25 protein-coding genes are annotated in these 26,966 nt (G+C 42.3%); 8 read left to right on the top strand and 17 right to left on the bottom strand.

Annotated elements, in window-relative coordinates; all coding sequences use genetic code 11:
- The first annotated feature begins 160 nt into the window (after positions 1-160).
- Both Q7O90_RS03110 and lpdA read left to right on the top strand, forming a co-directional pair.
- Positions 161-1,162, top strand: a complete 1,002-nt coding sequence (locus Q7O90_RS03110) for a lipoate--protein ligase (protein WP_304127353.1) — start codon at positions 161-163, stop codon at positions 1,160-1,162.
- A 45-nt stretch (positions 1,163-1,207) separates the two neighbouring features.
- Positions 1,208-2,581, top strand: coding sequence for a dihydrolipoyl dehydrogenase (lpdA, locus tag Q7O90_RS03105; protein WP_304127351.1), 1,374 nt, complete (start codon positions 1,208-1,210; stop codon positions 2,579-2,581).
- A 115-nt stretch (positions 2,582-2,696) separates the two neighbouring features.
- Here lpdA and Q7O90_RS03100 read toward each other — a convergent pair whose 3' ends face one another.
- Both Q7O90_RS03100 and Q7O90_RS03095 read right to left on the bottom strand, forming a co-directional pair.
- The gene (locus tag Q7O90_RS03100) at positions 2,697-3,788 is read right to left on the bottom strand and encodes a hypothetical protein (protein WP_304127349.1); all 1,092 of its coding nucleotides are present in this window, start codon (positions 3,786-3,788) and stop codon (positions 2,697-2,699) included.
- 160 nt (positions 3,789-3,948) lie between these two features.
- Complete coding sequence (locus tag Q7O90_RS03095) at positions 3,949-4,494, bottom strand: glutathione peroxidase (RefSeq protein WP_304127347.1); 546 nt, start codon at positions 4,492-4,494, stop codon at positions 3,949-3,951.
- Positions 4,495-4,831: 337 nt separating this feature from the next.
- Between Q7O90_RS03095 and Q7O90_RS03090 the strand changes: the two genes are divergently transcribed.
- The 4 genes from Q7O90_RS03090 to Q7O90_RS03075 all read left to right on the top strand — a co-directional run bounded on the left by Q7O90_RS03090 (position 4,832) and on the right by Q7O90_RS03075 (position 7,946).
- Positions 4,832-6,103, top strand: a complete 1,272-nt coding sequence (locus Q7O90_RS03090; RefSeq protein ID WP_304127345.1) for a double-cubane-cluster-containing anaerobic reductase — start codon at positions 4,832-4,834, stop codon at positions 6,101-6,103.
- Between the two features lies 1 nt (position 6,104).
- The gene (locus Q7O90_RS03085) at positions 6,105-6,359 is read left to right on the top strand and encodes a DUF3343 domain-containing protein (protein ID WP_304127343.1); all 255 of its coding nucleotides are present in this window, start codon (positions 6,105-6,107) and stop codon (positions 6,357-6,359) included.
- 157 nt (positions 6,360-6,516) lie between these two features.
- A complete protein-coding gene (locus Q7O90_RS03080) occupies positions 6,517-7,281 on the top strand; it encodes an acyl-CoA dehydratase activase (protein WP_304127340.1) in 765 nt (254 codons plus the stop codon).
- Positions 7,282-7,460: 179 nt separating this feature from the next.
- Positions 7,461-7,946 (top strand): imm68 putative immunity domain-containing protein, encoded by a 486-nt coding sequence (locus Q7O90_RS03075; RefSeq protein ID WP_304127338.1) that lies wholly within the window; start codon positions 7,461-7,463, stop codon positions 7,944-7,946.
- 92 nt (positions 7,947-8,038) lie between these two features.
- Here the strand turns inward: Q7O90_RS03075 and Q7O90_RS03070 are convergent, their stop codons facing one another.
- The 10 genes from Q7O90_RS03070 to rpmE form a co-directional block, all read right to left on the bottom strand.
- Positions 8,039-9,685: an InlB B-repeat-containing protein gene (locus Q7O90_RS03070; RefSeq protein WP_304127336.1), complete on the bottom strand. Its 1,647-nt coding sequence runs from the start codon at positions 9,683-9,685 to the stop codon at positions 8,039-8,041.
- Between the two features lie 181 nt (positions 9,686-9,866).
- Complete coding sequence (locus Q7O90_RS03065) at positions 9,867-10,748, bottom strand: LysR family transcriptional regulator (RefSeq protein ID WP_304127307.1); 882 nt, start codon at positions 10,746-10,748, stop codon at positions 9,867-9,869.
- Positions 10,749-11,132: 384 nt separating this feature from the next.
- Positions 11,133-11,462 (bottom strand): hypothetical protein, encoded by a 330-nt coding sequence (locus tag Q7O90_RS03060; protein WP_304127305.1) that lies wholly within the window; start codon positions 11,460-11,462, stop codon positions 11,133-11,135.
- A gap of 128 nt (positions 11,463-11,590) precedes the next feature.
- On the bottom strand, positions 11,591-12,049 hold the full coding sequence (locus Q7O90_RS03055) for a C-GCAxxG-C-C family protein (protein WP_106057722.1): 459 nt from the start codon (positions 12,047-12,049) through the stop codon (positions 11,591-11,593).
- A gap of 141 nt (positions 12,050-12,190) precedes the next feature.
- Positions 12,191-13,519: a tyrosine--tRNA ligase gene (gene tyrS / locus Q7O90_RS03050; protein WP_304127301.1), complete on the bottom strand. Its 1,329-nt coding sequence runs from the start codon at positions 13,517-13,519 to the stop codon at positions 12,191-12,193.
- A gap of 66 nt (positions 13,520-13,585) precedes the next feature.
- Positions 13,586-14,227 carry a uracil phosphoribosyltransferase gene (gene upp / locus Q7O90_RS03045; RefSeq protein ID WP_287299841.1) on the bottom strand — a complete coding sequence of 214 codons (642 nt, stop codon included), beginning with the start codon at positions 14,225-14,227 and terminating at the stop codon, positions 13,586-13,588.
- A 54-nt stretch (positions 14,228-14,281) separates the two neighbouring features.
- Positions 14,282-14,710 (bottom strand): ribose 5-phosphate isomerase B, encoded by a 429-nt coding sequence (gene rpiB / locus Q7O90_RS03040; RefSeq protein WP_304127296.1) that lies wholly within the window; start codon positions 14,708-14,710, stop codon positions 14,282-14,284.
- A 104-nt stretch (positions 14,711-14,814) separates the two neighbouring features.
- Positions 14,815-15,807 (bottom strand): L-threonylcarbamoyladenylate synthase, encoded by a 993-nt coding sequence (locus tag Q7O90_RS03035; protein WP_304127293.1) that lies wholly within the window; start codon positions 15,805-15,807, stop codon positions 14,815-14,817.
- Positions 15,808-15,824: 17 nt separating this feature from the next.
- A complete protein-coding gene (prfA, locus tag Q7O90_RS03030) occupies positions 15,825-16,889 on the bottom strand; it encodes a peptide chain release factor 1 (protein WP_304127290.1) in 1,065 nt (354 codons plus the stop codon).
- Between the two features lie 206 nt (positions 16,890-17,095).
- Entirely contained in the window at positions 17,096-17,293 is a 198-nt protein-coding gene (rpmE, locus tag Q7O90_RS03025) for a 50S ribosomal protein L31 (RefSeq protein WP_106057728.1), read from the bottom strand.
- Between the two features lie 222 nt (positions 17,294-17,515).
- Here rpmE and coaBC point away from each other — a divergent pair, with 222 nt between their 5' ends.
- Complete coding sequence (gene coaBC, locus Q7O90_RS03020; protein WP_304127284.1) at positions 17,516-18,718, top strand: bifunctional phosphopantothenoylcysteine decarboxylase/phosphopantothenate--cysteine ligase CoaBC; 1,203 nt, start codon at positions 17,516-17,518, stop codon at positions 18,716-18,718.
- Between the two features lie 113 nt (positions 18,719-18,831).
- Entirely contained in the window at positions 18,832-23,589 is a 4,758-nt protein-coding gene (locus Q7O90_RS03015) for a hypothetical protein (protein ID WP_304127281.1), read from the top strand.
- Positions 23,590-23,666: 77 nt separating this feature from the next.
- Here the strand turns inward: Q7O90_RS03015 and Q7O90_RS03010 are convergent, their stop codons facing one another.
- The 5 genes from Q7O90_RS03010 to Q7O90_RS02990 are packed head-to-tail and all read right to left on the bottom strand — an operon-like array spanning position 23,667 to position 26,740.
- Positions 23,667-24,242, bottom strand: coding sequence for a hypothetical protein (locus tag Q7O90_RS03010; RefSeq protein WP_304127278.1), 576 nt, complete (start codon positions 24,240-24,242; stop codon positions 23,667-23,669).
- A gap of 33 nt (positions 24,243-24,275) precedes the next feature.
- Positions 24,276-24,581: a hypothetical protein gene (locus Q7O90_RS03005; RefSeq protein ID WP_304127275.1), complete on the bottom strand. Its 306-nt coding sequence runs from the start codon at positions 24,579-24,581 to the stop codon at positions 24,276-24,278.
- The gene (locus Q7O90_RS03000; RefSeq protein WP_304127272.1) at positions 24,566-25,360 is read right to left on the bottom strand and encodes an SPL family radical SAM protein; all 795 of its coding nucleotides are present in this window, start codon (positions 25,358-25,360) and stop codon (positions 24,566-24,568) included. The genes Q7O90_RS03005 and Q7O90_RS03000 overlap by 16 nt, the downstream gene beginning before the upstream one ends.
- Before the next feature lie 18 nt (positions 25,361-25,378).
- Positions 25,379-25,921, bottom strand: a complete 543-nt coding sequence (locus tag Q7O90_RS02995) for a ClbS/DfsB family four-helix bundle protein (RefSeq protein ID WP_304127270.1) — start codon at positions 25,919-25,921, stop codon at positions 25,379-25,381.
- Positions 25,922-25,933: 12 nt separating this feature from the next.
- Entirely contained in the window at positions 25,934-26,740 is an 807-nt protein-coding gene (locus Q7O90_RS02990) for an arsenate reductase/protein-tyrosine-phosphatase family protein (protein WP_304127267.1), read from the bottom strand.
- Between the last annotated feature and the right edge of the window lie 226 nt (positions 26,741-26,966).

Below are 26,966 nucleotides of genomic sequence, written 5' to 3'. Positions count from 1 at the left end.
TACCGATTAAACACGTTTAGCAGCGCTTCTCATGCATAAGTCGTGACATTCCCGGCCGAATACAAATTATAAGCCTGGACAGATTCTAGCCTGCGTTTTTACGCGACTGTCTGTCTGGGCTTGATTTAACTGAAATCTAATAGCAAGGAGCTATAACTATATGAAATTAAGATATACCGAAACTGATTGTACTAATCCGTTTATCAACCTCGCTACTGAGGAGTATATGACTTTTCGTGCTGCTGAGGGCGAAGTAATTATGTACCTATGGCAGAACGCTAACACTGTAGTAATCGGCAAGAATCAGAACCCTTGGCGTGAGTGCAGGGTTGAGTCGATGCGAGAAGGCGACTGCAAGCTAGCTAGAAGAATCTCTGGCGGCGGAGCGGTATACCACGACCTCGGAAACCTCAACTTTACATTCATTGCAAGAGAAGATGAGTACAACATACCAAAGCAGACAGAGGTAATCCTCGAGGCTGTTCGCCTACTAGGCATCAATGCAGAAAAGACTGGAAGAAATGACCTCACTATCGATGGCATGAAGTTCTCCGGACACGCATACTACCAGAGCAATGGCTACTGCTACCACCATGGAACTATTATGTTCAACGTAGACCCTACTCCACTTGGCGAATACCTCAACGTATCTGCTGCTAAGCTGAAGTCAAAGGGTGTAAAATCTGTTCGTTCAAGAATCACTAACCTTATCAACCACAAGCCTGACGTAACGCTAGAAGAGCTCAAGAAGGCTCTACATGACGCTTTTGCAAAGGTATATGGTGGAGAGGTTGAGAGTTTCGATATTCCAACTGCTGAATCTGATCCAGAGCTCAAGGCCCTAATCGATAAGTATTCTTCTGAGGAGTGGCGTTTTGGTCGCAAGATTCCATTCACTACTTCAATCTCAGAGAGACTTGACTGGGGTGGAGTTGATATCGAGCTACAGGTTGAAGGTGGTGTAATTCAGGACTGTGGACTATTCTCAGACTCGCTAGAAACTGAGGTGTTCGGAGTTCTAAAGGAAAAGCTTATTGGCTGCAAGTACAGCAAGGCCGCTATATCTGCACTTGTTGAAGGAGCACTCCCATATGCGCCAAGCAGCAAAGAGTATCAGATTTGCAGTGATATCGCTAATCTGATTGCTGACGGTATTATGTAGGTATATCTTGGTGCTACTGCACTATCGTTATGAAAAGGGGAAGATATGGCTGAATTTAATTATGATCTAGTTGTTATTGGAGCTGGTCCTGGTGGATACGAAGCTGCTTTTGATGCTGTTAAGTATGGCATGAAGGTTGCTGTAATTGAGAAGGATAGAGTTGGTGGCACCTGCCTCAACAGAGGCTGCGTGCCTACAAAAACTATCATGCGCTCGTCCGAGCTCGCTAAGGAAGCAAGAGAGGGTGCTAAAATTGGTGTGAATGCTGCTGATGTTAAGGTTGACCTCGATGCTGTTAGAACTCGCAAGGACGAGGTGCTTGATACCCTACGCGAGGGCATTGAAACTGGCCTTGCAAAGGCTAAGATTGACCTAATTCATGGCCTCGCGCTAGTCAAAGATGAGCACACTGTATCTTATACAGATGCAGAGGGCGAATCACATGAGGTAACTGGCAAATTCATCTTGATTGCTACTGGTGGCAATCCGTTTATTCCGCCTATTGAAGGCGCCGAGCTCGAGGGCGTTATGGACTCGACTAGGCTCCTCGAGCAGGGCGGTAAGCCCTTCGATGATCTCGTGATCATCGGCGGCGGCGTTATCGGTGTTGAATTTGCTACTGTATACAATGGTTTTGGATCACACGTAACTGTTGTTGAGGCTCTAGACCGTCTCATTCCTACTGTCGATAAGGAATTGGCCCGCAGTCTGAAGATGGGACTGCAGAAGGATGGCATAGATGTTCTAACTAAGTGCCCTGTTGTAAGAATTGAGCAGGCCGACGGAAGACTTGCGGTTGTCTATACTGAAAAGGATGAAGAGAAATCTATCCCTGCAGATGCTGTTCTCATGGCTGTTGGCAGACGCTCTGATGTTCCTAGTCTGCTATCTGAACAGCTCCAGCATCTTGCAGGAGAGCGCGGCCGACTCGCCGTTAACGAAAACTACCAGTCGGCGAGTCCGAGCATATATGGCATAGGTGACGCAATCGGCGGCATCGAGCTAGCTCATACCGCAACTGCCGAGGGTAGAAATGCAGTTGCCCACATGAACGGACAGGAACCACCAATCCGCATGGCAACAGTCCCAACTTGCATCTACACAGTGCCTGAGATTGCGTCCGTCGGCATCTCCGCGGACGAGGCCAAGGAGCAGGGTATCGAAATCATCACTAAGAAGTACGCTATGGGAGCAAATGGCAAGACAGTCCTTGAGGACCTCGGCCGCGGCACCATCAAGCTGATTGCCGACGCAGACAGCCATATACTGCTCGGCGCACAGCTCATGTGCGGCCGCGCTACCGATCTCGTAGGCGAATTAGCGCTAGCTATTTCAAACAAGCTGACACTCGAAGATGTAGCTTCTACAATCCATCCACACCCAACATTCGTGGAAGCGATTGCAGAAGCAGCTAGATAGTATCAGCTACCCAGATGCTGCTGGATTAATATCGAATTAGTTATAAAAAATCGTTTGCAGTGTAATGCTGCAAACGATTTTTCATTTAAGCAATATCATTCTTTTCAGGCTCTATTCATTTGATGCAAGCCTTCTTTACTTCATCAACATCATTTCTGCAGTCTGCAAATTCCTCATAAAACTCGCCAGCTCGTAGCCTTAATGCCTCCAGCTTAGTTCTATCCCCACCAAAGGCCTGCTCAGACGCTTCGAACTTAGCCTTTAACTTAGCCCCTATATCCTGAGATTTCCATCTGTTTAAGATATTTAGTGCGACTTTCTCCGTATTCGTTTCTCCAACTACCACTGCATATGCAATATAAAGATTCAGTAAGTTTAATGTTTCATGTGTAACGAATAGTTCCCACACAACTTCGAGATATTTTCTCTCTAGCAAGAACTTCATCTCTTCTGTAAGAGTTTCTCTGTTCAGAGCTTTTCCTACGACTATCCTGCTCCAGATTGATATCCTCTCGTGAATTCTTTCTCTGTCTTCAAAGTTCTCAGCTTCGAGCTCTAAAAATCGCTTAATCGCTTCTTCATCATTATAGTCCGCGAGTAACCGCTCTCTAATTACATAATATTCAAAATATTTTGAGTCGCGAAGCTTCGTGAATTTACCTCTAAATATTTCCATTTCAATATTCGAATTTGCTATATCTATAGCCATTCCAGCAAGAGGAATCAAGTAGAACGGCATGTTACTAGTCCTATAAATTGCAAATGAAATACAGCTGTACAGAATGAACATAACGATTTCCGTCAGTATCTCCACTCTTCGTAATTCTAATCTTATTTCTTCATAGCTCAGATTCTTCATTGAGCATCGCAGGTATTTATCTGGAATAAAGAGTTCATTTATCATATATAATTGCCATGAGTGGTTAATGCGACCCTTGAGATATACGAATACCCAGAAGGCATATGCTGGCTGCTTACTTCCTTTTGATCTCCATATCATACTATTCACTATATATTTGACGGGAGATAATACTCTAACGAATAATTCTGCGGCTAGACATGAGAGCGTTGCAGTTATAATGTATTTAACAAATCCGATATCTGACCCACTAATTACAAGCCATACATTAAATGAAGACGCAAGAGTCACAGCTACTCCAACTTGTATGAAATAATTGAATTTTAGGCTAATTCCGCTTTTCTTCATCTCTCCTGCCTCAAGAGTCGCTAATATTCGAGCACTGTCTTACTGCTACGATACTATCGCAGCTATATCATAATGTCAAAGCAAAAAAAGAGACGCCGAAGCGTCTCATAATTCATACTATCTGTGTACCTTTAATCTTTTATGTGTGAATATTTATAGATTAGATAAGGCTCTTTACGAAGGCAGCAACCTCTGCCATATCAGCTGTTGGCTCGAATCTTGCAACTACGTTTCCTTCTCTATCTACAACGAACTTAGTGAAGTTCCACTTGATGTTAGCGTTGTTTCTGAAATCAGGATCTCCCATTGCAACGAACTCCTCAAACTTCTCTCTGTCTGGGAAGTCTCCGAAACCCTCGAAACCCTTCTGGCTCTTGAGGAATGTGTAAAGTGGAAGCTCATTCTCACCGTTTACATCTGACTTCTTAAGCTGTGGGAATGTAGTGTTATAGTTGAGTGTGCAGAACTCATGGATCTCATCATCTGATCCAGGTGCCTGTCCACCGAACTGGTTGCAAGGAATATCGATAATCTCCAGTCCGGACTCGTGAAGCTCCTTGTAAAGTGCCTCTAGTGGCTCATACTGAGGTGTGAATCCACATCCGGTTGCAGTGTTAACGATGAGCATTACCTTGCCCTTGTTATCCGCGAGGTTTAGCTCGCTTCCATCAGGTCTAGCTAGCTTAAAATCATAAATCTGTGCCATCTCATATCCTCCTATGAATATCTCATATATAAATTAGTTTTCTTAAACGTCTTTTGAACAATTCAATTGTATCACATTTAATTCCCGTGTCAATATTTTTCTCTGAAAAACTGTTTTTTTATCAGTTTATTTCCCGTAATATCTCTCGTTTTGACTCGTCTCCACAACATATGCTAATTGTCAATTGCCATCCCACTACATTTCATAAGCTGTCAAATAATTATCAATAAATTCTATAGGTTGTGTAAAATCTATCATTTTATTCAATGTTTGCACTGCTCGCTTAGTTGATATAATTTTATCAGTATATTTGACTTATTATTATGGAGGTTTAAAAATGGCAGATTATCGTAAGATGTGGGAAGATCTCGGCATGGATGTGGAAAACCACGATCTACTATGTAGCGTTCTTCCAGGAGCAATCGGTGACGTATTTCTTTCTCAGGAGAATAGACCAGAAGCTATGGACTACTTTGACATGGTTCTCGCTGATGTTCATGGTCTACGCCCAGCTGAGCTAGTTGAGTTTAAGAAGAATGGCGGCAAGGTATTCGGAACATTCTGTGCATATGTTCCTGACGAAATTATTTTTGCAGGCAATGGCATAGCTACAGGTCTTTGCGCAGGCTCTCAGTTCTGGGTTCCAGGTGGAGAGAGATATTTGCCAGCAAACACATGTCCGCTCATCAAGGCTATGCTTGGAGCTAGATTTGACAGAACATGTCCTTTCTATAGACTCGCAGATATCTATATCGGGGAGAACACTTGCGACGGCAAGAAGAAGGCTTATGAAATCCTTGGCACTGACGTTCAGATGCACATCATGGATCTTCCTCAGATGAAGAGACCTAAGGATATCGAGAAGTGGGCTGACGAATGTCACGATCTTCTTGAAATGGTTGAAAAGGAGACTGGCAACAAGATTACTCCTGAGAAGTTAGCTGAAAACATCAAGAAGATCAATGCTAAGCGTGCAGCTCTCAAGAGACTATACGATCTACGCAAGAACAAGAATGTTCCTATCAGTGGAACTGACACTCTCCTCATCTCGCAGATTGCTTACTACGACGATCCTGAGAGATTCACAACTATGGTTAACAAGCTATGCGACGAGCTCGAGAAGAGAGTTGCTGACGGCGTTTCAGTATTCCCTGCAGGAACAAAGCGCATCATGATTTCTGGAACCCCTATGGCTATTCCAAACTGGAAGATGCATAATCTAATTGAGACCTCTGGTGCAGCTGTTGTCTGTGAAGAGACATGTACTGGAACTCGTTACTTTGAGAACTTTGTAGATGAATCAGGTGAGAATCTTGATGAGATGGTTTCAAATATCGCTGACCGTTACATGAAGATCAACTGCGCTTGCTTCACCCCTAACTCAGGTCGTTTCGACGATATAATCAGACTTGCTAAAGAATACGACGTAGATGCTGTAATCGACGTTAATCTAAAGTTCTGCCAGACATACGACATCGAGGGTTACCTGCTTGAGGACAAGCTCAAGGAAGCTGGAATCCCTGTGCTCGGAATCGAGACAGACTACACTGACAGCGATGCACAGCAGCTCAAGACACGTATCGAAGCATTTATCGAGGTGCTAGGCTAAAATGCTCCACTATTATGTTTTGTTCGATAATCACACGGATGCCATGGAGATGTATCGTGCTATAAAGGCAACTTCACGTTACGCCCAGATTAGCCCGACTCCGCGCGAGTTAAGCGTTTGCTGCGGCGTGTCGCTACTAGTGAAGGAAGAAGATGTGTCTTTTATAGAGGAGCTTGCAAGAGATCAGCAGCTTCGCTACATATCCATAAACGGGCTAGATAACGAATTCAACAGTAGCAGGCATAGATATGGGTAGAATTCGCTAAGTTCAGTCAAGTACGTCTAGAGCTACGTACGACTAGCTGTAGCTTGGCATACTTGGTATACTTGATATACTTAATATGTTAGATAAAGCTTGCCGATTTCGCGTGCTCTAAATCAGATGTGATTAGGCAAAATGAAAAGGATTTTAAATGACTAGAATTGGAATTGATATTGGATCTACCGCTTCTAAGGTCTGTGTGATCGGCGAAGATGATAGACCTCGCTTCGAGGTGCTACCGACGGGCTGGAACAGCAAGATTACTGCTGGCATAATCAAGGAAAACCTTGAGAATCTCGGCGTAGATTTAGAGAGCGCTAATATTGTAGCGACTGGCTACGGTCGAATCTCAGTAGACTACGCGGATAAAGTGATTACCGAGATTACATGTCACGGACGCGGCGGCTATGAGATGGCAGGACAGGAAGACTGCTCTATCATCGATGTCGGTGGGCAGGATACCAAGTACATCTTGGTTCAAGATGGCAGGGCCGTTGACTTCCTCATGAATGATAAGTGTGCCGCTGGAACGGGCAAGTTCATCGAAGTTATGGCAAATCGCCTTGGGCTTACAATCGAAGAACTATTCGATGAGGCTAAACGCGGAAATCCGATACCGATTAGCTCGATATGTACTGTTTTTGCAGAATCTGAGGTTATCAACTACATGGGTGAAGGTCGCCCGAAGGAAGAAATTGCAGCCGGTGTAATCGACAGCGTTGCGACTAAGGTCGTGACACTGTGTCAGAAGAAAGCTATCGCAGATAAATGCGTTATAACTGGCGGATTAAGCGGCAATGAGTATTTTGCAGAGCTTCTCTCTAAGAAGTTAGGTAGAACAGTTACCCCTCTTCCTGACGGCAGATATGCCGGTGCATATGGGGCGGCAATTCTGGCAGGAAAAATCGAGAAGTAGAAGTTTTTTAAGACAATGTGAGCGAACATATAACTAAAGGGCTATTCCTATGGGAGTAGCCCTCTTAGATTTTGCGTAATAATATCTAATTACTATAAACTTGATGTATGACAAAATGTTGTATGATAATATAATTACAATGATTAATCGACAAATTGATATTTGCGGAGGATGCCTGAATGTATATTGAAAACAAATATTGGAATAACTACATCGGAGATAGTGACGATAGCCTTAACCTTATTGCTTTTTTAGAAGATCAAAGTAGCGACGAGATAGAGTTTTCCAATATACTGCAATCTTTAGGAGTTAATAAACAAGGTGAAAACTTCAGAAGAACTGTTTCCCCTTTGGGCTTTACTAATTCTATGGGAATCTATCTTGATTTTCATTTCGCTATTGATATATTAACCGACCTTGCCGCGATATTATTAGAATGCAAGGTAAATGGCAGTGTTGATTTACACGACTTAGAGCCATATGATACAGATTCTCGCAAGATAAATATTATTGCTACACCAGATGATTATGGGCTTTTGAATAAAGCTCTTTCTGACTTTTCGAAGAATCCACTTGAATATGACCTTTCTGAACTCGTTCCAGAGGAGGATATGCGCGAGATGGCGGAAATTTGCGAAAGTCTCAGACAAGAATTGTTAAGTTAAATTCCTGTTTATTTAGGCCAGCAAAATCTCAGTATCACGTTAAAAAGGAGCTGTCACTCATGCGACAGCTCCTGATATTTTACATTAATACACTAATTGTCTTTTCTTCTTTTGAAATATAATGCAAACAATAATACTCCTGATATAACTAATACCACAACATACAATGGCATATTCATATTATCACCCGTCTTTGGTAACTTACTATTATTTGGTAGCTTGCCGGGTTTGTTTGGAGTCGGGTTCTTGCTGTAAATAGCATATACTACCATATCCTCGTTAACAATGGTTGAACCTGTAAATTTAGTTCCCTTTCCATCATTTTGAGTATTCCATTCCTTAAAAATATAACCACTCTTTGTTGGGTCACTTGGCATCGATTGATTAGCTAAAGCATCATTATCAATTGATTTGCCGTTTTCCACCTTTACGGTAGCGTGTGTAGCATTTCCGTCCTTGAAAGTTACGGTGTTATCAGCCGGTTTATTTACCTTGAAAGTATAAGATATTTGGTTTGGCTTATTTGAGTCTGCCGCGTTATCCAATCCACTTGGATCTTGAATTGCTGCAAATGACCAGTAATTTCTGGTCGCACAATTCTCATGTCCCGGACCTAACTCCTCATGACTATTATGTTCGGGAGATGGCAAATAAAATTTTTCTGTATAAGAAGTAGCAAAATCATAAACTCCTGATACCGTACCCCTTATAGTTACCTGAGAATCTTGACTTGCGTCTTTAGAAACCTTTAATCCCGAAATACTAACATTGATGTTACTTGTATCTATGGAATTAATTTTTTCAATCAAGTCTTTCCATTTACAAACTTTAGCTTTTTCATTTTTACGTAATTTTACAAGCAAAGTATTTCCTTCCTTCGAAACATTTGCTGTAAACCCATCTAATCCCCTAATTGTAGCTGTTGGATTGTTACTAACAGTTACCCCGTCTGGGATATCTAATGAAAAAACGATTTGTGCATCTGACATCGCATACTGATTGTAAATTTTCTGAATTCCCTCATCCGACATGCCGCCGGTTTGAGTTAAGAACAAAGCAAACCCATTCATATAACGCTTGAACCATGAGGCATTCATAGAAAACTCAAGGTCAATTGAATCGCCTTTCTTATATTCGTCTATTTTCTTTGAATCGGTGCTGCCTTTAGCCTTTATATCGGCTAAAACTTGTAATTTCTCTAATGGCTTACTAGTTTCTTCAGCAGTTAAAATATCACTTTGTTTAAACTTATGCGGATTTGTTCTATCCTCAGGAATCGTGGAGAATTGCTGAAAATACGGGTTATCTTGTGGTTTCAAAGGGTGAAGGAAAATGTTTAATCCGCTCCACTTTGGAATAATGCCGGTATTTAGAAACTCAGGAGCACAGCAAAAATTGATTATCGTGCTAACCTTTGCATGCTGATTAACAGCAGTATCTTTAGGTTCCAACACATATTTAGGAACAAGAGTTTTAAAATATGTTATAGGTTCTCCTGCAGCTACCGGAATGTTTTCTACTTTTGAATATTTTAAGTCAACCCAATAATTATCACTTTTGATTTCTGCACTTTTATCAACTAAAGGGCCCTGCCAGTCATCACCATACATAAAATAATGCACAGGATGGAGTGAGCTTAAATCTTCATCTGCAAATACAATTGATGTATTTGAGAGCAGTAATAATATGATCATAAGATTCAATATTAAGCTAATACTTTTTTTAACTGCCTTATTCATCAATATTAATGTCCTCTCTTAATTGTTAATTATCTATAATGTACACGGAAATTCTACCATTTATATATATATATATAAATGGTGCTATGTATTAATAAAATACATAGCACCTGGCATTCGTTGTTCAGAGCATATAAAATCAAGTCTAATCGACTTTGTGATGTTTTTGCATACAACCTTCCTATATTCTTTCATTTATAAACTCTATAAATTTCTTAATCACTGGATCAATCCACTTGCTCTTATGACATATGATAGTACTCTTGAGCTCTGGATCCGGACATGTAACATCAATTGTTGCCAATTTGCCTTCAGCAACTGGCTTCTCAACGACGAACCAAGGCAGGTAAGATACTCCATATCCGCCCTCTAGTATATTGACGATAGCGGACACTGAACCAACCTCAAGTGCAGGTTCAAGTTGCATACCGATATCATTTGCAAATTTATTTAGATAGAACGTATATCCAACTTCTCTATCCGCAACGATTAGTTGCTCTGCAAGGATTTTGCGCAGCGGAATCTTCTTGCCCGCAAGTGGGTGGTCTGGATGCGCTACGAATACCATCGGTACATCCTTCTCTAGCATGCGTTGGAAGTTCTGTGGGTTTGGAGTCTCGGCCATACTAAACACGAGATCCATAGTTCCTGCAATGAGCTTTTCCCTCAGGTCCTGCGTGAAGTCGGATACCTTGATAACAACATTTACATCAGGATACTCCTTGATGAAATCAATAGCGATATGTGGAAGCGCTCCGATCGATAGGCTTGAAGATGTTCCGATTGTCAGCGTTCCGCTGAGACCTTCCTGCTCTCTGATGCTTGCTACCGCTTCATCTTCCGCCTTAAGCAGACGAAAAGCATATGGGAGGAATGTTTCTCCCGCTCTAGTAAGATTTATCCTCTTGCCAATTCTGTCAAATAAAGGTGCTCCGAGTTCATGCTCGAGCTGCTTTATCTGGGCAGTTACGGCTGCCTGAGAGTACCCGAGACTCTCTGCTGCCCTAGTAAAATTATTCATCTCTACAACCTTTATAAAGGTCGCTACGTTACGATTTTCCATAATACCTCCATCGAGGACCGCAATTATTTATTTTTATCAATTAACTCATTTTAATTAAATTTACATGCTTTGTTCTCAAGTTTATTATAAAGGTACAGCACAGGTTATTTCAATACCTTCGCTGTTATTACACAATCCATCCATAGAATATCCATACAAAGAAAGCGGGGACGTATGTCCTCGCTTTTTTACTTAGCTGTTTGATTTATTATTATTGTTATCAAATTTTTATAATCGATAATATTTATCTATAAGGTTGTTTGCGATATCACATTTGTGCATCTCACAAATGCTTATTTATGCTACATGTTTTTTCATAGTAGTAGTTAAGTTTAAAATATACACTGAGATTTTTCTTTATTTATCACTACCAGAACTACCCCTTTAGTTCTTAGACTTTTTCTTGAGAGTCTTGTACGTAGCACCTTTTCCTATATGCTTCGCCTTCTCTTCCGCTTCCTTTTCTGCCTCGGCATCCTTAACCATCTGTTCTTCCATCATTTTAACGAGCTTAATTAGGCTATAAGCGATAAAAACATACATCGCTGTCATCAGTATAATCATGGCGCCAACCATAGCACTTTTACCACCTGTAAAGTACGCACGAATCATAATAGCATCTGTAATTGCAGCTACGATGATAAATATGACCACTGCAATTCTACCCTTTTTAGCGCCGCCCGGCCTCTCGTATTTTGATTGTTTCTTAGCCATAAACCGCCTCTTTCTACACAAATTATCTGCTTTTTCAACTCAATATATTTGCGATTACAAAGTAATATATTCGTAACATTTAATTCTTGTACAATCTAATATTAATTAGTCTTCATAATATATCATATTTACCAACAGACATGAACCCCACATTCACGCTCCATTATGCGAGCGAATGACTCAAGCACTGTTACCACTATTTCGGTGCAGTGTTCCTTGCGAACCGGTGTTGCAAATTCATAACCCTCTAGTAAGTCTGGACATAGTGCACTACCAAACTTTGCTATGACATCGTCATTGAGCTCTCTTACGAGCGATGTGCATTTCTCATAGCTTGGGTCTCCAGGGATTACTCTGCCAAATACTTTCCCGAGCGACATCGTCGCTGCAGCTACAGCTCCACATACATTTCCGCCATCACCAAAACCGAATGGGAATCCAGTTGCAATTGCCATTATGTCGTCTCCCATCCCGAGATCCCAATGCTTGTTTGCAATCGTAATTACAGATTCTGAGCACATGCATCCGTTTGTGAATGCATGTATTACATCACGCTTTACATCTTCAAAATTTACTTCTTTAACCATATTGCACCCCCTAAATATATAAATAATGTTATTTTATACATATACAGATATATGTTTCTCAAATAGGCAAAGCGCGCATCGCTGCGCGCTTATCTTTATTTGCTTTAATCACCACAGTGCAAGCTAATCACTATTAACTTGCTACTTCAGTGTCACCGCAACGAATTTCTTCTTACCTTTTTGAATTGTAAGCTTTCCATCTTCGAAGTCTGCGAGAGTTACTCTTCTCTTTCTGTCGGTAACCTGCTCTCCGTTGATTCTAGCACCACCCTGCTCTATCGTTCTAAATGCATCACCGTTAGACTGGGCTAGACCTATCTCCTTGAGTAGGCTAGCAAGGCCGAAGCCCTCGCCTTCAAATGCAGACTTTTCAAGTTCTACAGTTGGCATCGTCGCTGCATTAGTGCCGCCACTTGCGAACACCACACGAGCATCTTCAAGTGCTTTCTTAGCCTTCTCCTCGCCGTGCACTAGCTTAGTGACTTCGTAAGCGAGGATCTCTTTTGCCTGATTGATCTCTGCGCCCTCGAGGGAAGATAATCTGTTTACCTCATCCATTGGTAGGAATGTAAGCATACGTAGGCACTTGTTAACGTCCGCATCTGCGACATTTCTCCAGTACTGGAAGAAGTCGAACACTGAAACTCTTTCTTCATCGAGCCAGAGCGCACCACCTGCAGTCTTACCCATCTTCTCTCCATCACTCTTGGTGAGAAGTGAGAAGGTCATGCCATACACATCTAGGTCTGACTTCTTCTTAGCGATATTGACGCCGGCGATGATGTTGGACCACTGGTCGTTGCCGCCGAACTGCGCCTTTAGACCGAAGTCTCTCGCCATTACGTAGAAGTCATATCCCTGCATCAGCATGTAGTTGAACTCTAGGAAAGTAAGTCCTTCCTTGAGTCTTCTCTTATAGCACTCTGCTCTCAGCATGTCGTTTACGTTAAATACCGAGCCAATCTCACGAGCGAACTCGATATAGTTGAGGTTTCTTAGCCACAGAGCGTTATTCGTGCTTACCGCAAGGCCCGGCTTAGGTTCTCTGTTCTGGTGTCCTGGCTTCATGACGCCACCGTTGCCCGTGTATTTCCACTCGTCATCGAACGGTAGGAATCGGTCAAATAGGTCTTTGAACTTCTTACCGTTTGCATCGATTTCTTCAACATCCATCATGCGGCGCAGGTCAGTTCTACCAGAAGGATCTCCGATCATTACAGTTCCACCGCCGACGAGAGCCACTGGTGTATGGCCATATTTGAGCATATACGCAAATATAATAATCTGAATCAGGTGTCCAACATGCAGACAGTCTGCAGTTGGGTCAAATCCTACGTAGAACTTAATCTTCTCGCTTCCGAGTAGGTCGTGCATAGCCTTTGGATCTGTGCACTGTTCAATCAGGCCTCTTTCTTCAAGCACATCATATACGTTGGTGTACTTGCTCACATTATCTGGAATCTGTATCATCGTGTCCCTCCTATAAAAACAACCTGCAGCTCTCGCCGCAGGCTTAATATCATTAGCTTGCCGAGATTACTTTGTACCGTAAAGTCTGTCTCCTGCATCTCCAAGTCCTGGAAGAATGTAAGCGTTTTCGTTGAGTCTCTCGTCCTTTGCTGCAATGTAGATGTCAATATCAGGATGAGCCTCATGTAGGGCGTCGATTCCTTCTGGTGCAGCTATCAGGCATAGGAATGCGATATCGTGTCCGCCTCTGCTCTTGATAGAATCAATTGCTGCAATGGCACTTCCACCAGTTGCAAGCATTGGGTCAACGGCGAAAATCTTTCTCTTCTCGATGTCTGTAGGTAGCTTGCAATAATATTCAACAGGAAGATGTGTATCTGGGTCGCGGTATAGTCCAACGTGTCCAACCTTTGCATTTGGAACGAGCGCAAGCATCCCATCTACGAAGCCTAGTCCAGCTCTTAGGATAGGAACGATTGCAATATCCTCTCCCTCAAGCATCTTAACTGTAGTCTTGCACATAGGTGTTTCGATATCAACCTCTTCAAGTGGCAGATCTCTTGTCGCTTCGAAGCCCATCAGCATCGCCACCTCAGTAGCGAGTTCGCGGAACTCCTTTACACTAGTGTTTACATCTCTCATGAGAGCTGTCTTGTGCTGAATCAGCGGATGATCAAACACATATACCTTGCCTTCTCTGTTAGCCATTATAATCCTCCTGATTATCTCAATTCACTTATCATTAAGTATATACCAAATACATTATTCATCAAGCATGTTTATGCGGCGAAGGTGCTTTCCGCCTTCAAAATCTGTCGTTAGCCACTTATCGACAATTTCAAAAGCCAAATCCTGCTCTATCATTCTTGCACCCATAGCGAGCACATTCGCATCGTTGTGCCTTCTCGACATCTCCGCCATCTCTACGGAAGTGCAAAGAGCACATCTAACACCCTTTACTTTATTCGCTGCGATAGAAATTCCTATGCCGGATCCACAGATAACTATGCCTCTATCAGCTAACCCACTAGCAACTGCACGTCCAACGGACTTACCATATATTGGATAATCCACTGACTCTGTTGATTCCGTGCCTACATCCATGACTCCATAACCTTCCTTGAGTAGCTTATCTTCCACAGCCACCTTGAGCGGATATCCTGCGTGATCGCAGCCAATCGCAATCTTCATATAAATCCTCCTCGCATATCTTCGCCTCTATATATTGTATGTGTATCAGCGATATATGTCACATAAATAATATAAATTATATCTGATCTATGTATGTAAATGCTCTAAACATTCACGATGTCATATCCTGCAGACTTGACCATTCTGTTCATAACGGAAAACCCGACTTCGTCCCAGTCATACGCCGCGATGTATATTATATCCACACCGTCTCTATCGCACTGCCTGAGATCTGCAAAAAAATTATTTGCCGCCTTGTCACCATTCCCCATGTAGTCAAGTACAGCTGTCCGTAGGTTGTTTGAAACCGACTCAGCCTCGAGCTCAGCAATTGCCTTACACACTGCATCTTTGCTGCCTTCTACGATTCTAACTGCAGCCTTCGGTGCATAATGCTTATACTTCATGCCTGGTGACTTCGGATGGAAGTCATCTGCTCCAGGCTTTTTGAATAGAGATGGGTCATACTGAACTTCACAGCATGCAGCCTCTTCAATCTGGCTCTTCGTTATGAATCCAGGTCTAAGTATGGTAGGAACTTCCGATGTCAGATCCAAAACTGTCGACTCTATGCCGATGGCAGTCCTCTCGCCCTTGACTATCGCATCGATTCTACCATCCATATCCTCGGCAACATCTTCGAATGTCGTAGGGCTCGGTTTGCCAGATAGGTTAGCACTCGGCGCTGCAATCGGAACACCCGCTGCCTCAATAATCTCAGCAGCCTCGCGCCGTGAAGGCCATCTCACCGCAACCGTATCAAGTCCTCCTGTTGTAACATCAGGAACTGCTGGATTCTTGCGAAGCACGAAAGTAATCGGACCTGGCCACAGCTTGCTCATAATGGCTTTCTGCTCATCTGTAACATCCGAAGCAACCTCGTTAAGCATATCAATGCTCGCCACATGGACAATCATCGGATTATCGCTCGGTCTACCCTTTGCCTCGTATATGCGTTTTGTAGCGACAGTATCTAGAGCATTTGCACCCAGACCATACACCGTCTCAGTCGGAAATGCAACGAGTCCGCCAGAGCGCAGGATAGCTCCGGCTTCGGAGATTCCCTCTGTATCAGGAAGGATAATTCTTGTCTTCATTGGACGCCTCTCTTGCTTTAGAAATCCTTCATCTTCTCCGCCTGGTCCTCAGTAATTAGTGCATCGATTACTTCATCGAGGTCACCGTCGAGGAACGAGTCAAGCTTGTACAGAGTCAGGTTTATTCTGTGGTCTGTGATTCTGCTCTGTGGGAAGTTATACGTTCTGATTCTCTCAGATCTGTCTCCTGATCCGATCTGTGACTTTCTCTCTGCTGCAATCTTGTCGTTCTGCTCCTGCTGCATGAGGTCAAATAGTCTCGATTTAAGAACCTTGAAAGCCTTATCCTTGTTCTTAATCTGCGACTTCTCGTCCTGGCATGTTACTACAAGGCCAGTTGGCATGTGGGTAAGTCTAACGGCGGAATCTGTAGTATTTACACACTGTCCACCGTTACCAGATGCTCTATATACGTCTACACGTACATCGTTAGGATCTAGGTTAACCTCAACGTCATCGACTTCTGGCATTACCGCAACTGAAGCAGCCGATGTATGCACTCTACCACCCGACTCAGTCTCTGGAACTCTCTGTACTCTGTGAACACCACTCTCGTACTTGAGTCTGGAATATGCTCCCTTACCTTTGACGAGCATAACAACTTCTTTAACGCCGCCGATTTCAGTCTCATTGCTCTCGATAAGCTCTGTCTTCCAACGCATTCTCTCAGCATATCTGAGATACATACGAAGCAGGTCGCTTCCAAATAGCGCAGCCTCATCTCCACCCGTACCCGCTCTGATCTCTAGGATTACGTTTTTATCGTCGTTAGGGTCCTTTGGAAGAAGTAGAATCTTGAGGTTCTCTGTGTATTCCTCAATCGCCGCTTCGTTAGCCTTGAGCTCCTCACGCGCCATCTCGCGTAGCTCTTCGTCATCCTCCATATCGAGGATTTCCTTAGCCTCTTCAAGTTCTTCCTTTGCCTTCTTATATGCAGTGTATTCCTTAACAATTGGCTCGAGGTCGCTCATCTCCTTCATCAGCTTCTGCCATTCCTTCTGCTTAGCGATAACATCGGGGTCAGAAACCTTCTTCGATAGCTCCTCGTATTTCTCAAGTATAAAATCTAGCTTATCAAACATAATTACATCCTTTACTTATGAGTTTTAGATCTTTATTTTTATATATTTACCCACTCTTGCAAATACTTCGCTATTATCATTCGCCTTAATATCCCGAGCAGGCTTGCTTATCACCTATGAAAAAAGCGTCAGGAAAACCACCGCCTGTGGTTCCAAACGCTCTAAAATGAGGACGCTGCAAACAGCGTCCTCTAAATATTGATTCCCTAAAGGTTGTATTTGTTCTTGAACTTCTCTACACGTCCACCACGGTTAGCAAACTTCTGCTGACCTGTGAAGAATGGATGGCACTCTGAGCATACTTCGACTCTCATAGTGTCAGTGTTCGAAAGTGTAGTAAAGGTATTACCACATGCGCAAGTAACTTTACATTCCTTATAATCAGGATGGATTCCTTCCTTCATGCTAGTTCTCCTTTTCTTAAAAGTCTATCGTGCGCATTCACGCGCTATCCCAATAGCCTTGTTATTATAACAAAGCAGAGCATCTTGTGCAAGGGAAAACTCTAGCAAGTATTGAATTTTAGCCATTTTGATACGATTAATGCTGTGTTTATGATTGAGAAATCGCACATGAAAGTATATTATATTATTTAACCACAAGATGTAGATAACAGGAGGAGTCACATGCTTAAAGATAAATGTGTTGTTGTCGGTGTCACAGGCGGAATTGCCGCTTATAAGACGGCATCTCTAGTCAGCGCTCTAAAGAAAGAGCGTGCGGATGTGCACGTGATTATGACTAAGAATGCGACTGAATTCATCTCGCCGCTGGTCTTCGAGACACTTACGGGCAACAAGTGCATGACTGATACATTTGATAGGGACTTTAAATTCGATGTAGCGCACATATCTATCGCGAAGGCGGCAGATTACTTTGTAGTTGCTCCGGCAACTGCGAATTTTATCGCCAAGGCATCGTACGGAATGGCTGACGATATGCTCACAACAACTTTCCTCGCTGCGAACTGCCCTAAGCTGGTTGTACCTGCTATGAATACACAGATGTTCCTTAATCCTATCACTCAGGGCAATATCATGAGACTCCTCAAGGTTGGAATCAGGGTCATGAAGCCATCGAGCGGAGTGCTGGCATGCGGAGATGTGGGTGTCGGCAAGATGCCTGAACCAGATGCTATTTTGGAAGAAATCCTATTTGATCTAGCATACGCAAAAGACCTCGCTGGCAAGAAGGTGCTCGTCACCGCCGGTGCTACGCAGGAAGCGATTGACCCCGTTAGATATATCACCAATCATTCGACCGGACGCATGGGATATGCCCTAGCTAAAGCCGCTGCTTACAGGGGTGCGCAGGTTACGCTCATCACCGGCAAGACTAGTTTAGAGTCACTTCCTTATGTGAACACGATTGAGATTGCAACTTCTGCCGAGATGTGCGAAGAAGTGCTAAAGCATGCACCTAAGGCGGATTATATATTTAAGGCTGCTGCAGTTGCTGACTATACGCCAATTTACACATCTGATGAGAAGATCAAGAAGCATGACGGCGATATGATCATAGAGCTCAAGAGAACCGCTGATATCCTTACAGAGCTCAAGAAGATTAGAAAGCCTGAGCAGATAATCTGTGGCTTCTCGATGGAAACTCAAAACTTGCTTGAAAACTCCCGCAGTAAGCTCGAGCACAAGGGGCTCGACATGATATGTGCGAATAGTCTTAAGGACGCAGGCGCTGGCTTCGGTGGGGACACCAATATAGTTACTATTATCACCAAGGATGACGAGACAGAGCTAGGTAAGCTCAGTAAATTCGATACAGCGATGGCGATTATCGATAAGGCCAAGACGCTCGGTGAGAAAACTAACTAATCGTTAGCTTCTGACTTAAGTCCCGATTTATGTTGGCAATTAAGATGGAACCTTTTGCAATGCGAGTTATTGAAAATTGATAAACGGTATTAGAGATGGACAACAAAGCAATAATGATAAACACAATCAAGGGAGCTCTACTGAACCCCGACTTCATCGAAGCTGCTGGATTAGATAGCGATGTAATGGAGGTGCGTACAGCACGCGAGGATTTTGTCGAGATGGTGTACGAGCTGTATTACCATTCGGGTAAGCACGGACGGTTCGACACTAAAACAATTTTAAGCATCTGTTCGCGTTATACTCCAGAGCTTGAGGTTACTCCAATAGAAGGTTGGCTCGAGCATACGAGGCGATATCTACTAAACTTGCTATTCCCTCACCTAGATGGACCGCAAGACCTAGATAAGTTTAAAGCTGGCAGAAATATCCTGCTACAGCTCATGCGTGGCGTGTATGAGTACGAGAGGAAGGTTCTTCCCTTCGATCCTTGCTATGACATCCACCTTCTCAGCGATGAAGAGATTACGAGCAATGGGTTTACTGATGAGTATCTCAGATTTAATAAACTCGTTAGAAGCAATTATATCTACGAATTCATGAGGCTTAGCTCCGATATCTCACCTTTTAACACTCTCGGTCATGTAAGCGGAGTTCACTACGTTGCTATGTACACGGCGAGGCAGCTTTGCGATGCGGGAATTAACGTCGATCTCGGTCTATTATCTGCCGCTGCAGCCTCTCACGATATTGGTAAATACGGCTGCCGCAAGAAAGAGGAGCGACGTGTTCCCTATCTTCACTACTATTATACAGACTACTGCCTGACTAGATTTGGACTGCCGACCATCATGCACATTGCTGCAAATCACTCGACTTGGGACCTCGAGATGGAGAATCTATCTGTAGAGTCACTACTGCTCATATACGCAGATTTCCGTGTGAGGAGCATAAGGGATGAGGATGATCAAGAAACCATAAACTTCTTTACATTAGAAGAAGCATTTGATGTAGTTCTCAATAAATTTGACAATATAAATGAAGCCAAGAACCACAGATATGAGAAGGTATATAACAGGCTTCTCGACTTCGAGGAGTTCATGCGCGAAAACGGTGTAACTACCGATCTCCCAGAGGATTGGGCTGAGACCCCGCACTTTAGGAGCAATCCTAGGGTCAGGGATTTAACCCTCTTAAGTGGAGCCGAGGCTACTTCGCAGCTCAAGTTTAGAGCAATCGAGCACAACATTCGCCTCATGAAGATTTTCAACAGTCCAGATGAGTTCTCCAGCCTTCTTGAACGCGCTAGGAGCGAGTCTCAGTGGAGCAATATCAGAACTTATTTGAACATTCTCGGCGAGTATAAATCCTACATGACGGAGGAGCAGAAGGTAAGCGTTCTCGATTTCATGTACGACATGCTATTTAACAGAGAGAGCGATCTCAGAGAGCAGGCCGCTCAGATAATGGGTCAGATAGTTGCAAGATTTCGCGAGGAATATAAGAAGGAGCTACCTAAATCGGTGCCTACAAGAGATTCTGACACCACTAATATCACGCAGTTTTCTAGTTACCTCGAGAAGCTTCTCATGCCATCTAGAAAGCATACGGATTTTCATAGGAAGCGTATCATCGATGCGACACCAGATTTTGTAAATGAAGTCGTTAAGAACTGCAGACCTTCGTGCCGCAACAAGTATTTTGATGTCCTCGAGGACTACTACCACGTAGCTGATCTCGACGAGCAGACAATTACCGTTCTATGCAGCACTGCACTAAGTATCGATAAGCATCTAATGTCGGAATCGTTCCTTGAGAGCCTAATGTTCTTTACAAAGGATATCCTTAACAGCTACAGTCAGGATACAGATCTCCTTGCACTCGCTGTGATTGAGCGATTCTTCCCTGACTCAGGCATAGATGTAGACGCAAGACGCCTGAGCATTCTTGGGGTGTCAAAAGAACGAGATGTGACTGAATCGGTGCCTTCGTCACTATTTCTGGATAATCTCAAGACTAGTACCTCCTGGATGTCTAAGCTCGCTAACATAGATTATATGTTCAAGGTAGCAAAGCAAGGATACAATGTTATGCATATCGCAACACATTTTGTAAACCTGATTAAGGTCAGTGAGGCTATTATAGTTCGTAAACATGCTGGCGACTGCTTGATAGAACTTGCTAGCAACATGCCTAGCGACCAGATAAACGAGCTTTGTATCGACCTCTTCAACGGTCTCGAGCTAAGCGACTACCAGTTCCTTAAGTACATTCCTGGATATCTAGGACAGCTCATGATGTATCAGCCTGACAACGAACAGAGCGAGACAATAGAAGCGCTTGAAACTATGTTATATACGGGTAATAGCAAGTCAGCAGCTGCATCGCTAAGCACTATGGCAGTGCTACTAGAGAACTACGACAAGCTACCTGAAACTAGCAAGAATGCAGAGAAGTACAAGAAGAGACTACTCGGCATGATTATTAAGGCCATTAGTCATTACAATTCTGCGCTGTCGCAGGAAGCACTGCGGGTGCTTGGAATGAGAATATTTGGCAGCAAAGTCATGACTCTAGGGTCAAAGGGATGGGCTGCATCCCACTGCTTCAAGAGACTAGCTGCTGTGATTCCGCTAATTGGTGACGATATCGGGCTAGAGTTTTACAACAATGCAGCAGTGTTAAATTACATATACCGATTCATCGCTACATACGTCGATGAAGTTGGGCAATTTGAGTTTGCGGAGTATGACAAAGTCGCATTCTTCCCTGGCTCGTATGATCCATTCACTCTTGGAAATAAGGCGATTGCAACGACTATAAGGGATATGGGCTTTGAGGTGTATCTAGCACTAGATGAGCTTTCTTGGACCAAGAGGATGCTGCCTCATGCACTGCGCAGGAATATTCTCGCGATGTCCATTAGCAGTGAAGAGGGCTTAAATCTATTCCCAGACGATATGCAGGTTAACCTCGCTAGTTCGGATGACATGCGGAGACTGAGAGAGCTTTTTGCAGGCAAAGATTTATACATAGTTACAGGCTCAGATGCTATTGCAAATGCCGCTTGCTACAAGGCTGCCCCAAGCGAATACTCGATTCACTCGCTAGGTCACATTGTGTTCGATAGAGAATCGAGCGACGATTCTTATAGAGATAGCGGTGATGGCTACCCAATCACAGGCGAGATTATAAAGCTGCACCTCAAAAAATATTCTGAAGATGTAAGCTCCGCTAGGATTCGTAACAATATTGACCTCGGACGAGATATCGGCACGTTGCTCGACCCAGTTGTGCAGAACTACATATACGATATGAACCTCTATAAGCATGAGCCTGCATATAAGGAAGTACTTACAGCTAGCGACATCAGCTTCAGCGTCTTTGAACACATGGATGCTGGTTTCACAATGCCACTTAGCGATGATTTGGAGAAGGCTGGCTACGACCCCGTGGTTCTCAGCGAATACCTTGATGACCCAGCTACGAAATCAATCCTGATAGAAGCTAGACCAGGAGAACGTGAAGAACCTGTACTCTCTGCCTTTGCATCGGCTAGAAAGCTTCGTGCGAATGACCTAATTGAGGAATTCGGCAGCAGCGAAGTAGCTTCTACGATTAGAAAGAGTGCGCTTGGCTCGATAGCTTCAATCGGTGCATTTTATGCAAAAGATGATACAAATGTAGGCGTTTCCAACCTTAAGCAGATTCTGCTCACGGAGATCATGACGGAACTCCTCGATGAAGATTACACTTACGTAATCTATCGCCCTGTAAATCATGCAGGTATGGACGAGGATACGATTGACCTTTTAATCCACCATGGATTTGTTAATATCTCTAGCAGTGAGGAAGAGGCAATCTATGCAGTTGATATGAAAGCACCTATCGTACTATTTAGAGATGTCGAAGCGTGTATCAAGGCTCCGTTCAACCAGAACCCTAGGATTATTAAGGCTGCAGATAATGCTCATGCGAAGCTCCTCCGGACTTTTAACGAGCTATTCCCTGGCAAGCTGATACTCACATTTAACCCTAGTGCAGTATATAGCCGTATCGTAAATATGGTTACATCTGAAAACGGAGTGCCTGCAGCTTCCGATCCTCTGAAGAAACGTGGCCCTTATATGGCAGTACCATACGGCAAGGCTCTTTCGGATGTGGTCATACCTAATACAGTAACAAAGGCTCTAAGAACAGATAAGTACTTTAAGAATGATTTATCTGGATTCACTATCAGAGAATACCTTAACTACGCACCGCTACAGGAGCAGATAAAAACCATCAAGTCCTTTGAAAAGCCTGCAATATTAGTTGACGACTTCCTTCATAATGGTCAGCGTTTAAATCACATAGCACCCCTGATTAAGGGCGAGGGAATTGACCTTCGAAAGGTAATCGTAGGAGTACTTACTGGCAGAGCGTTAGATACTATGAAAGAACGAGAAATTCCAGTTGAGGGTGCTTATTTCCTACCAGATATCTCGATTTGGATAAATGAGCATGACAGCTATCCATTCTTTGGCGGTGACAGCCTCGAGCTAGTTGATGACTCTAAGGAGCACAGAACGATTAATCTGATGCTGCCATATACGACTTTTAGCTTCGTGGGCGAAAACGATATGGATAAGGTATATAAGTATTCTATTACCTGCCTCGAGAATGCTCGGGACATCCTTCGCATACTCGAGCAGGAGTACCAGGCCGAGTACGGCCGTAAGCTGACACAGAAGCAGCTCGGAGCAGTCATCTCAAGACCTTGCACGCCAATGCTACCACCAGGTCTCGAGTACGACAGCTCCTTCGCAGCTTCCGATTTCATCGAAAATGATATACGTAGGGCGGAGAGGCTACATATGTTTAAGAAGTAGTTAATATTTAAAGAACCCCAGCTTAGCAGTACTAAACTGGGGTTCTTTTGCATTTATTCAAATTCTATATTCAATTATTAGTTGAATCGCTTATAGTACTTCTTGTTGAAAAGCCACTGTAGATTGATCATTGGCTTCTTGTCATTAGCCTTTATAAGGAAGCCAAAATCTTTATATATTTCATCGTAAAGGGCCTTCTGGTCTATTGTTTTTATATCGATATCAGCATGATTTTTATAGTCATATGCGCTTCTTACCTTGAATGTCTTATCGAATGTATATATTCTTCCTCTATTGTCATGATAGACGTAGGCATCTCCATCAAAATCATCTTCTTTGAACAAAATAGGTTCCTCATCATTAAGCACATTAGCTCCATTATAAATATAAAATCTATCACTAAATACCCCCGAAGCTCCACTTTCCGGTTTGTATATAACTTTCTTTTTTTCTGGTTGCTCCATACTATCAATATTATCAAGCAACATCGCAAACTCTGGATGCGCATCTCTATCGTGTGAGATATTCATAACATAATAAACTGAATACCTCTCTATATTACTTTTGATGTACCATCTTATAAATAACACTCCTACTCCTACGAGCAAGCAGCAAGTGATGATTAATATCTTCTTAAGTTGTGCATTTTGCATGGTTTGCACCTTCTTATTATACTCCTGTAATTTTTAATTGAATCGCTTATAGTACTCCTTGTTGAACTCTTTCTGCATGTTGATCAGTGGCTTGCGATTGACGTTGGCTTCGACGAGAAATCCGAAGTTTTTATAAACCTCATTGTATAATTCTTCTTCGTCGATATCACTTTTTTCATACTCCATCTTGGCTGTATTAGAATCATAAATTGCTTTTAATGAAAAATCGGAGTTAAATATGTAACTTCTATCCTTTGATTTCGAATACAGATATTCCACTCCGTATACATAAGTTGCGCAAATCGAAGGACTATTGCGATTATTTATATCGTTATACACTTTTGCCAGTCCATCGTAGTCATTCCTTGAAAGATTTTGTCAATAATATCGCCACCTACATAATTGTTTCCGTATTCTCTGATGCAGCGTTCTTTCAGCTTTGGGAACTTTTTATCTAACTGCGAATAAAAATATTCTCTGTTTCCATCCCGAAGTGTAAGACCCATACCAAAGCATATTATTCCAAACGCTTTTGCTTCTTTGCAGCAGTTTAAAATCCCAAGAATATTTTCTTCCGTATCGTTAGTAAACGGCAGTATCGGAGTTAGCCAAACTACTGTTGGTATTCCTTCATCACGCAATATTTTTAATGCTTCAACCCTTTCTTTCGTTGTTGAAACATTAGGCTCTATCTTTTTACAAAGTTCTTCATCATAAGTTGTTAATGTCATTTGAATAACGCATTTTGATTTTGAATTTATTTCTTCAAATAAATCTAAATCCCTTAAAACATTAGCTGACTTTGTTATAAGTGTTACACCGAAGCCATATTTATTTATTATATCAAGTGCCTGTCTTGTATAATTTAGTCCAAGTTCCTCTTTAATGTATGGATCAGTCATAGATCCCAAACCAATCATACATTTTTTTCGCTTTCGTTTTAGGCTCTCTTCCAAAATACTGATGCCATTTTCCTTTACTTCTACATCTTCAAATTTATGGTTCATTTGATAACATTTACTTCTTGAGTCGCAATAAATGCAGCCATGAGTACAGCCTCTGAACAAATTCATTCCATTCTTTGAAGATAGTATTCCTTTTACTTTTGTAAAATGCACTTTACTATCCTATTCCAATTATTTTTGATTTACATTTTTCTGATGCGCTTTAATCTTTTTCATTGCCCAATCATAATGGCTTGCAGTTGCACTTACAAAGTATGAACCAAGCACACTTCCTCCGACCCATTTATAAACACCTTTTGAAAAGAGTTCTTCATCTGTAAATTTTTCAGCTAACGCTAATACATCACTATGTGATTTATGAACCATTTTAATTGCGTCTTCAAGAGAAGTATTTTGATGTTTCTTCCAAAACTCCACATTCATATCTCCATAAGTTTTCCAGTTATATGGTTCAGGCAAAAATGGTTTTTCTTCTCCCTTTTGATTGGAATGTACCCAATTCAAAATAAGCTGATGCCATTCATAGAGATGGATTAAAACATCTCTTAAGTTTTTATCTCTTCTCCAATGAGCTTCTTTTTTCTTTTCATCTTTTGAAAAATCAAACGGTGTGTTTAACTCTTCCTCTGTCATCTTTGAAATAAGTAAATTTAACTTTTCATAGTTTTCCTTAGCAACAGTCATTAAATCCTTTTTTGTCGTTGGTCTTGGCACAACAAATTCCTCCTATTTAACTGAATATCTTAATATGGTTTTTTGTTTTTCTTCTGATGTTCTGTTTTTATTACTTAAGTATATTTCTTTATGAAAATCACCTATTCTTGTAAGATCATGTTTTCTAGCAAATTCATTCATCTGTTCAAATGATTTTGGCTCATCATCATAACTTCCAACATGTAAAATCTGAATGGATTTACCTTCTTCTATTTCTCTAAAACTCATCTCATCATACAATGCATTAGGCTTTTTCTTTTTTATATTCTCAAGTGCCTTTGTGAATATCTCTTGTGTAATAAAATCAGGTTGTTTAATCATCAATGTGTATTCCAGTTTGTTTTTATCAAACTCTTCTCCATTTACTTTTTTCCAAAATCCCTCACAGCCCTCTACAATATCTTCATAGCAGGCTTGGAATTCTCCGCTGTACCATGGGTCTGCAATAGGATGAGGATGGCCGGTATAATCTCCAAGAAGGGAAACTTTCTTTTCCGGGTCGCCTCCGAAAATGCGTTTCATATTCTCGCGGTTCCGCTCGTCCATCCCGATAAAATAATCGTATTTTTCGTAGTCTTCTTTTTGTAATTGGCAGGCTCTTTTTTTGCTGCAGTCTATTCCAAGTCTTTCCAGAATCTCCCGTACAGGAGGATAGACGGGATTCCCCTGCCCGCGATAGATTTCTTCCGTGGAAGTCGCTTTAGAGACTACGAGAAAGTCTTCTGTTCTTCCATGCTCCTCCAAGATTCTTTTTAGCAGAAATTCCGCCATGGGGCTGCGGCAGATATTGCCATGGCAGACGAAACAGATTTTTAGCATAGTGTTTTTCCTCCTAAAGTGCCGTGGATTCTATTTCTATAGTTATCTCCTCAGCCGTTTTTTTCGAATTACTTATCAATATTCATGCCCAGTATGCTCTGTAAGACCCATATTCAAAAAGACTCTCATAAGTGTAGAATTTCTTGGCCTTACAGTCGTATCTGATACGCAAATATTCTCAGCGGACGGGCTCCTTTTCTATCGGAGCGTAACTTATTTGACTTTT

The sequence above is a fragment of the Mogibacterium diversum genome (genome assembly GCF_938028775.1).
Classification (GTDB): domain Bacteria; phylum Bacillota; class Clostridia; order Peptostreptococcales; family Anaerovoracaceae; genus Mogibacterium; species Mogibacterium diversum_A.
This window is presented reverse-complemented; position numbering and strand designations above follow the sequence as displayed.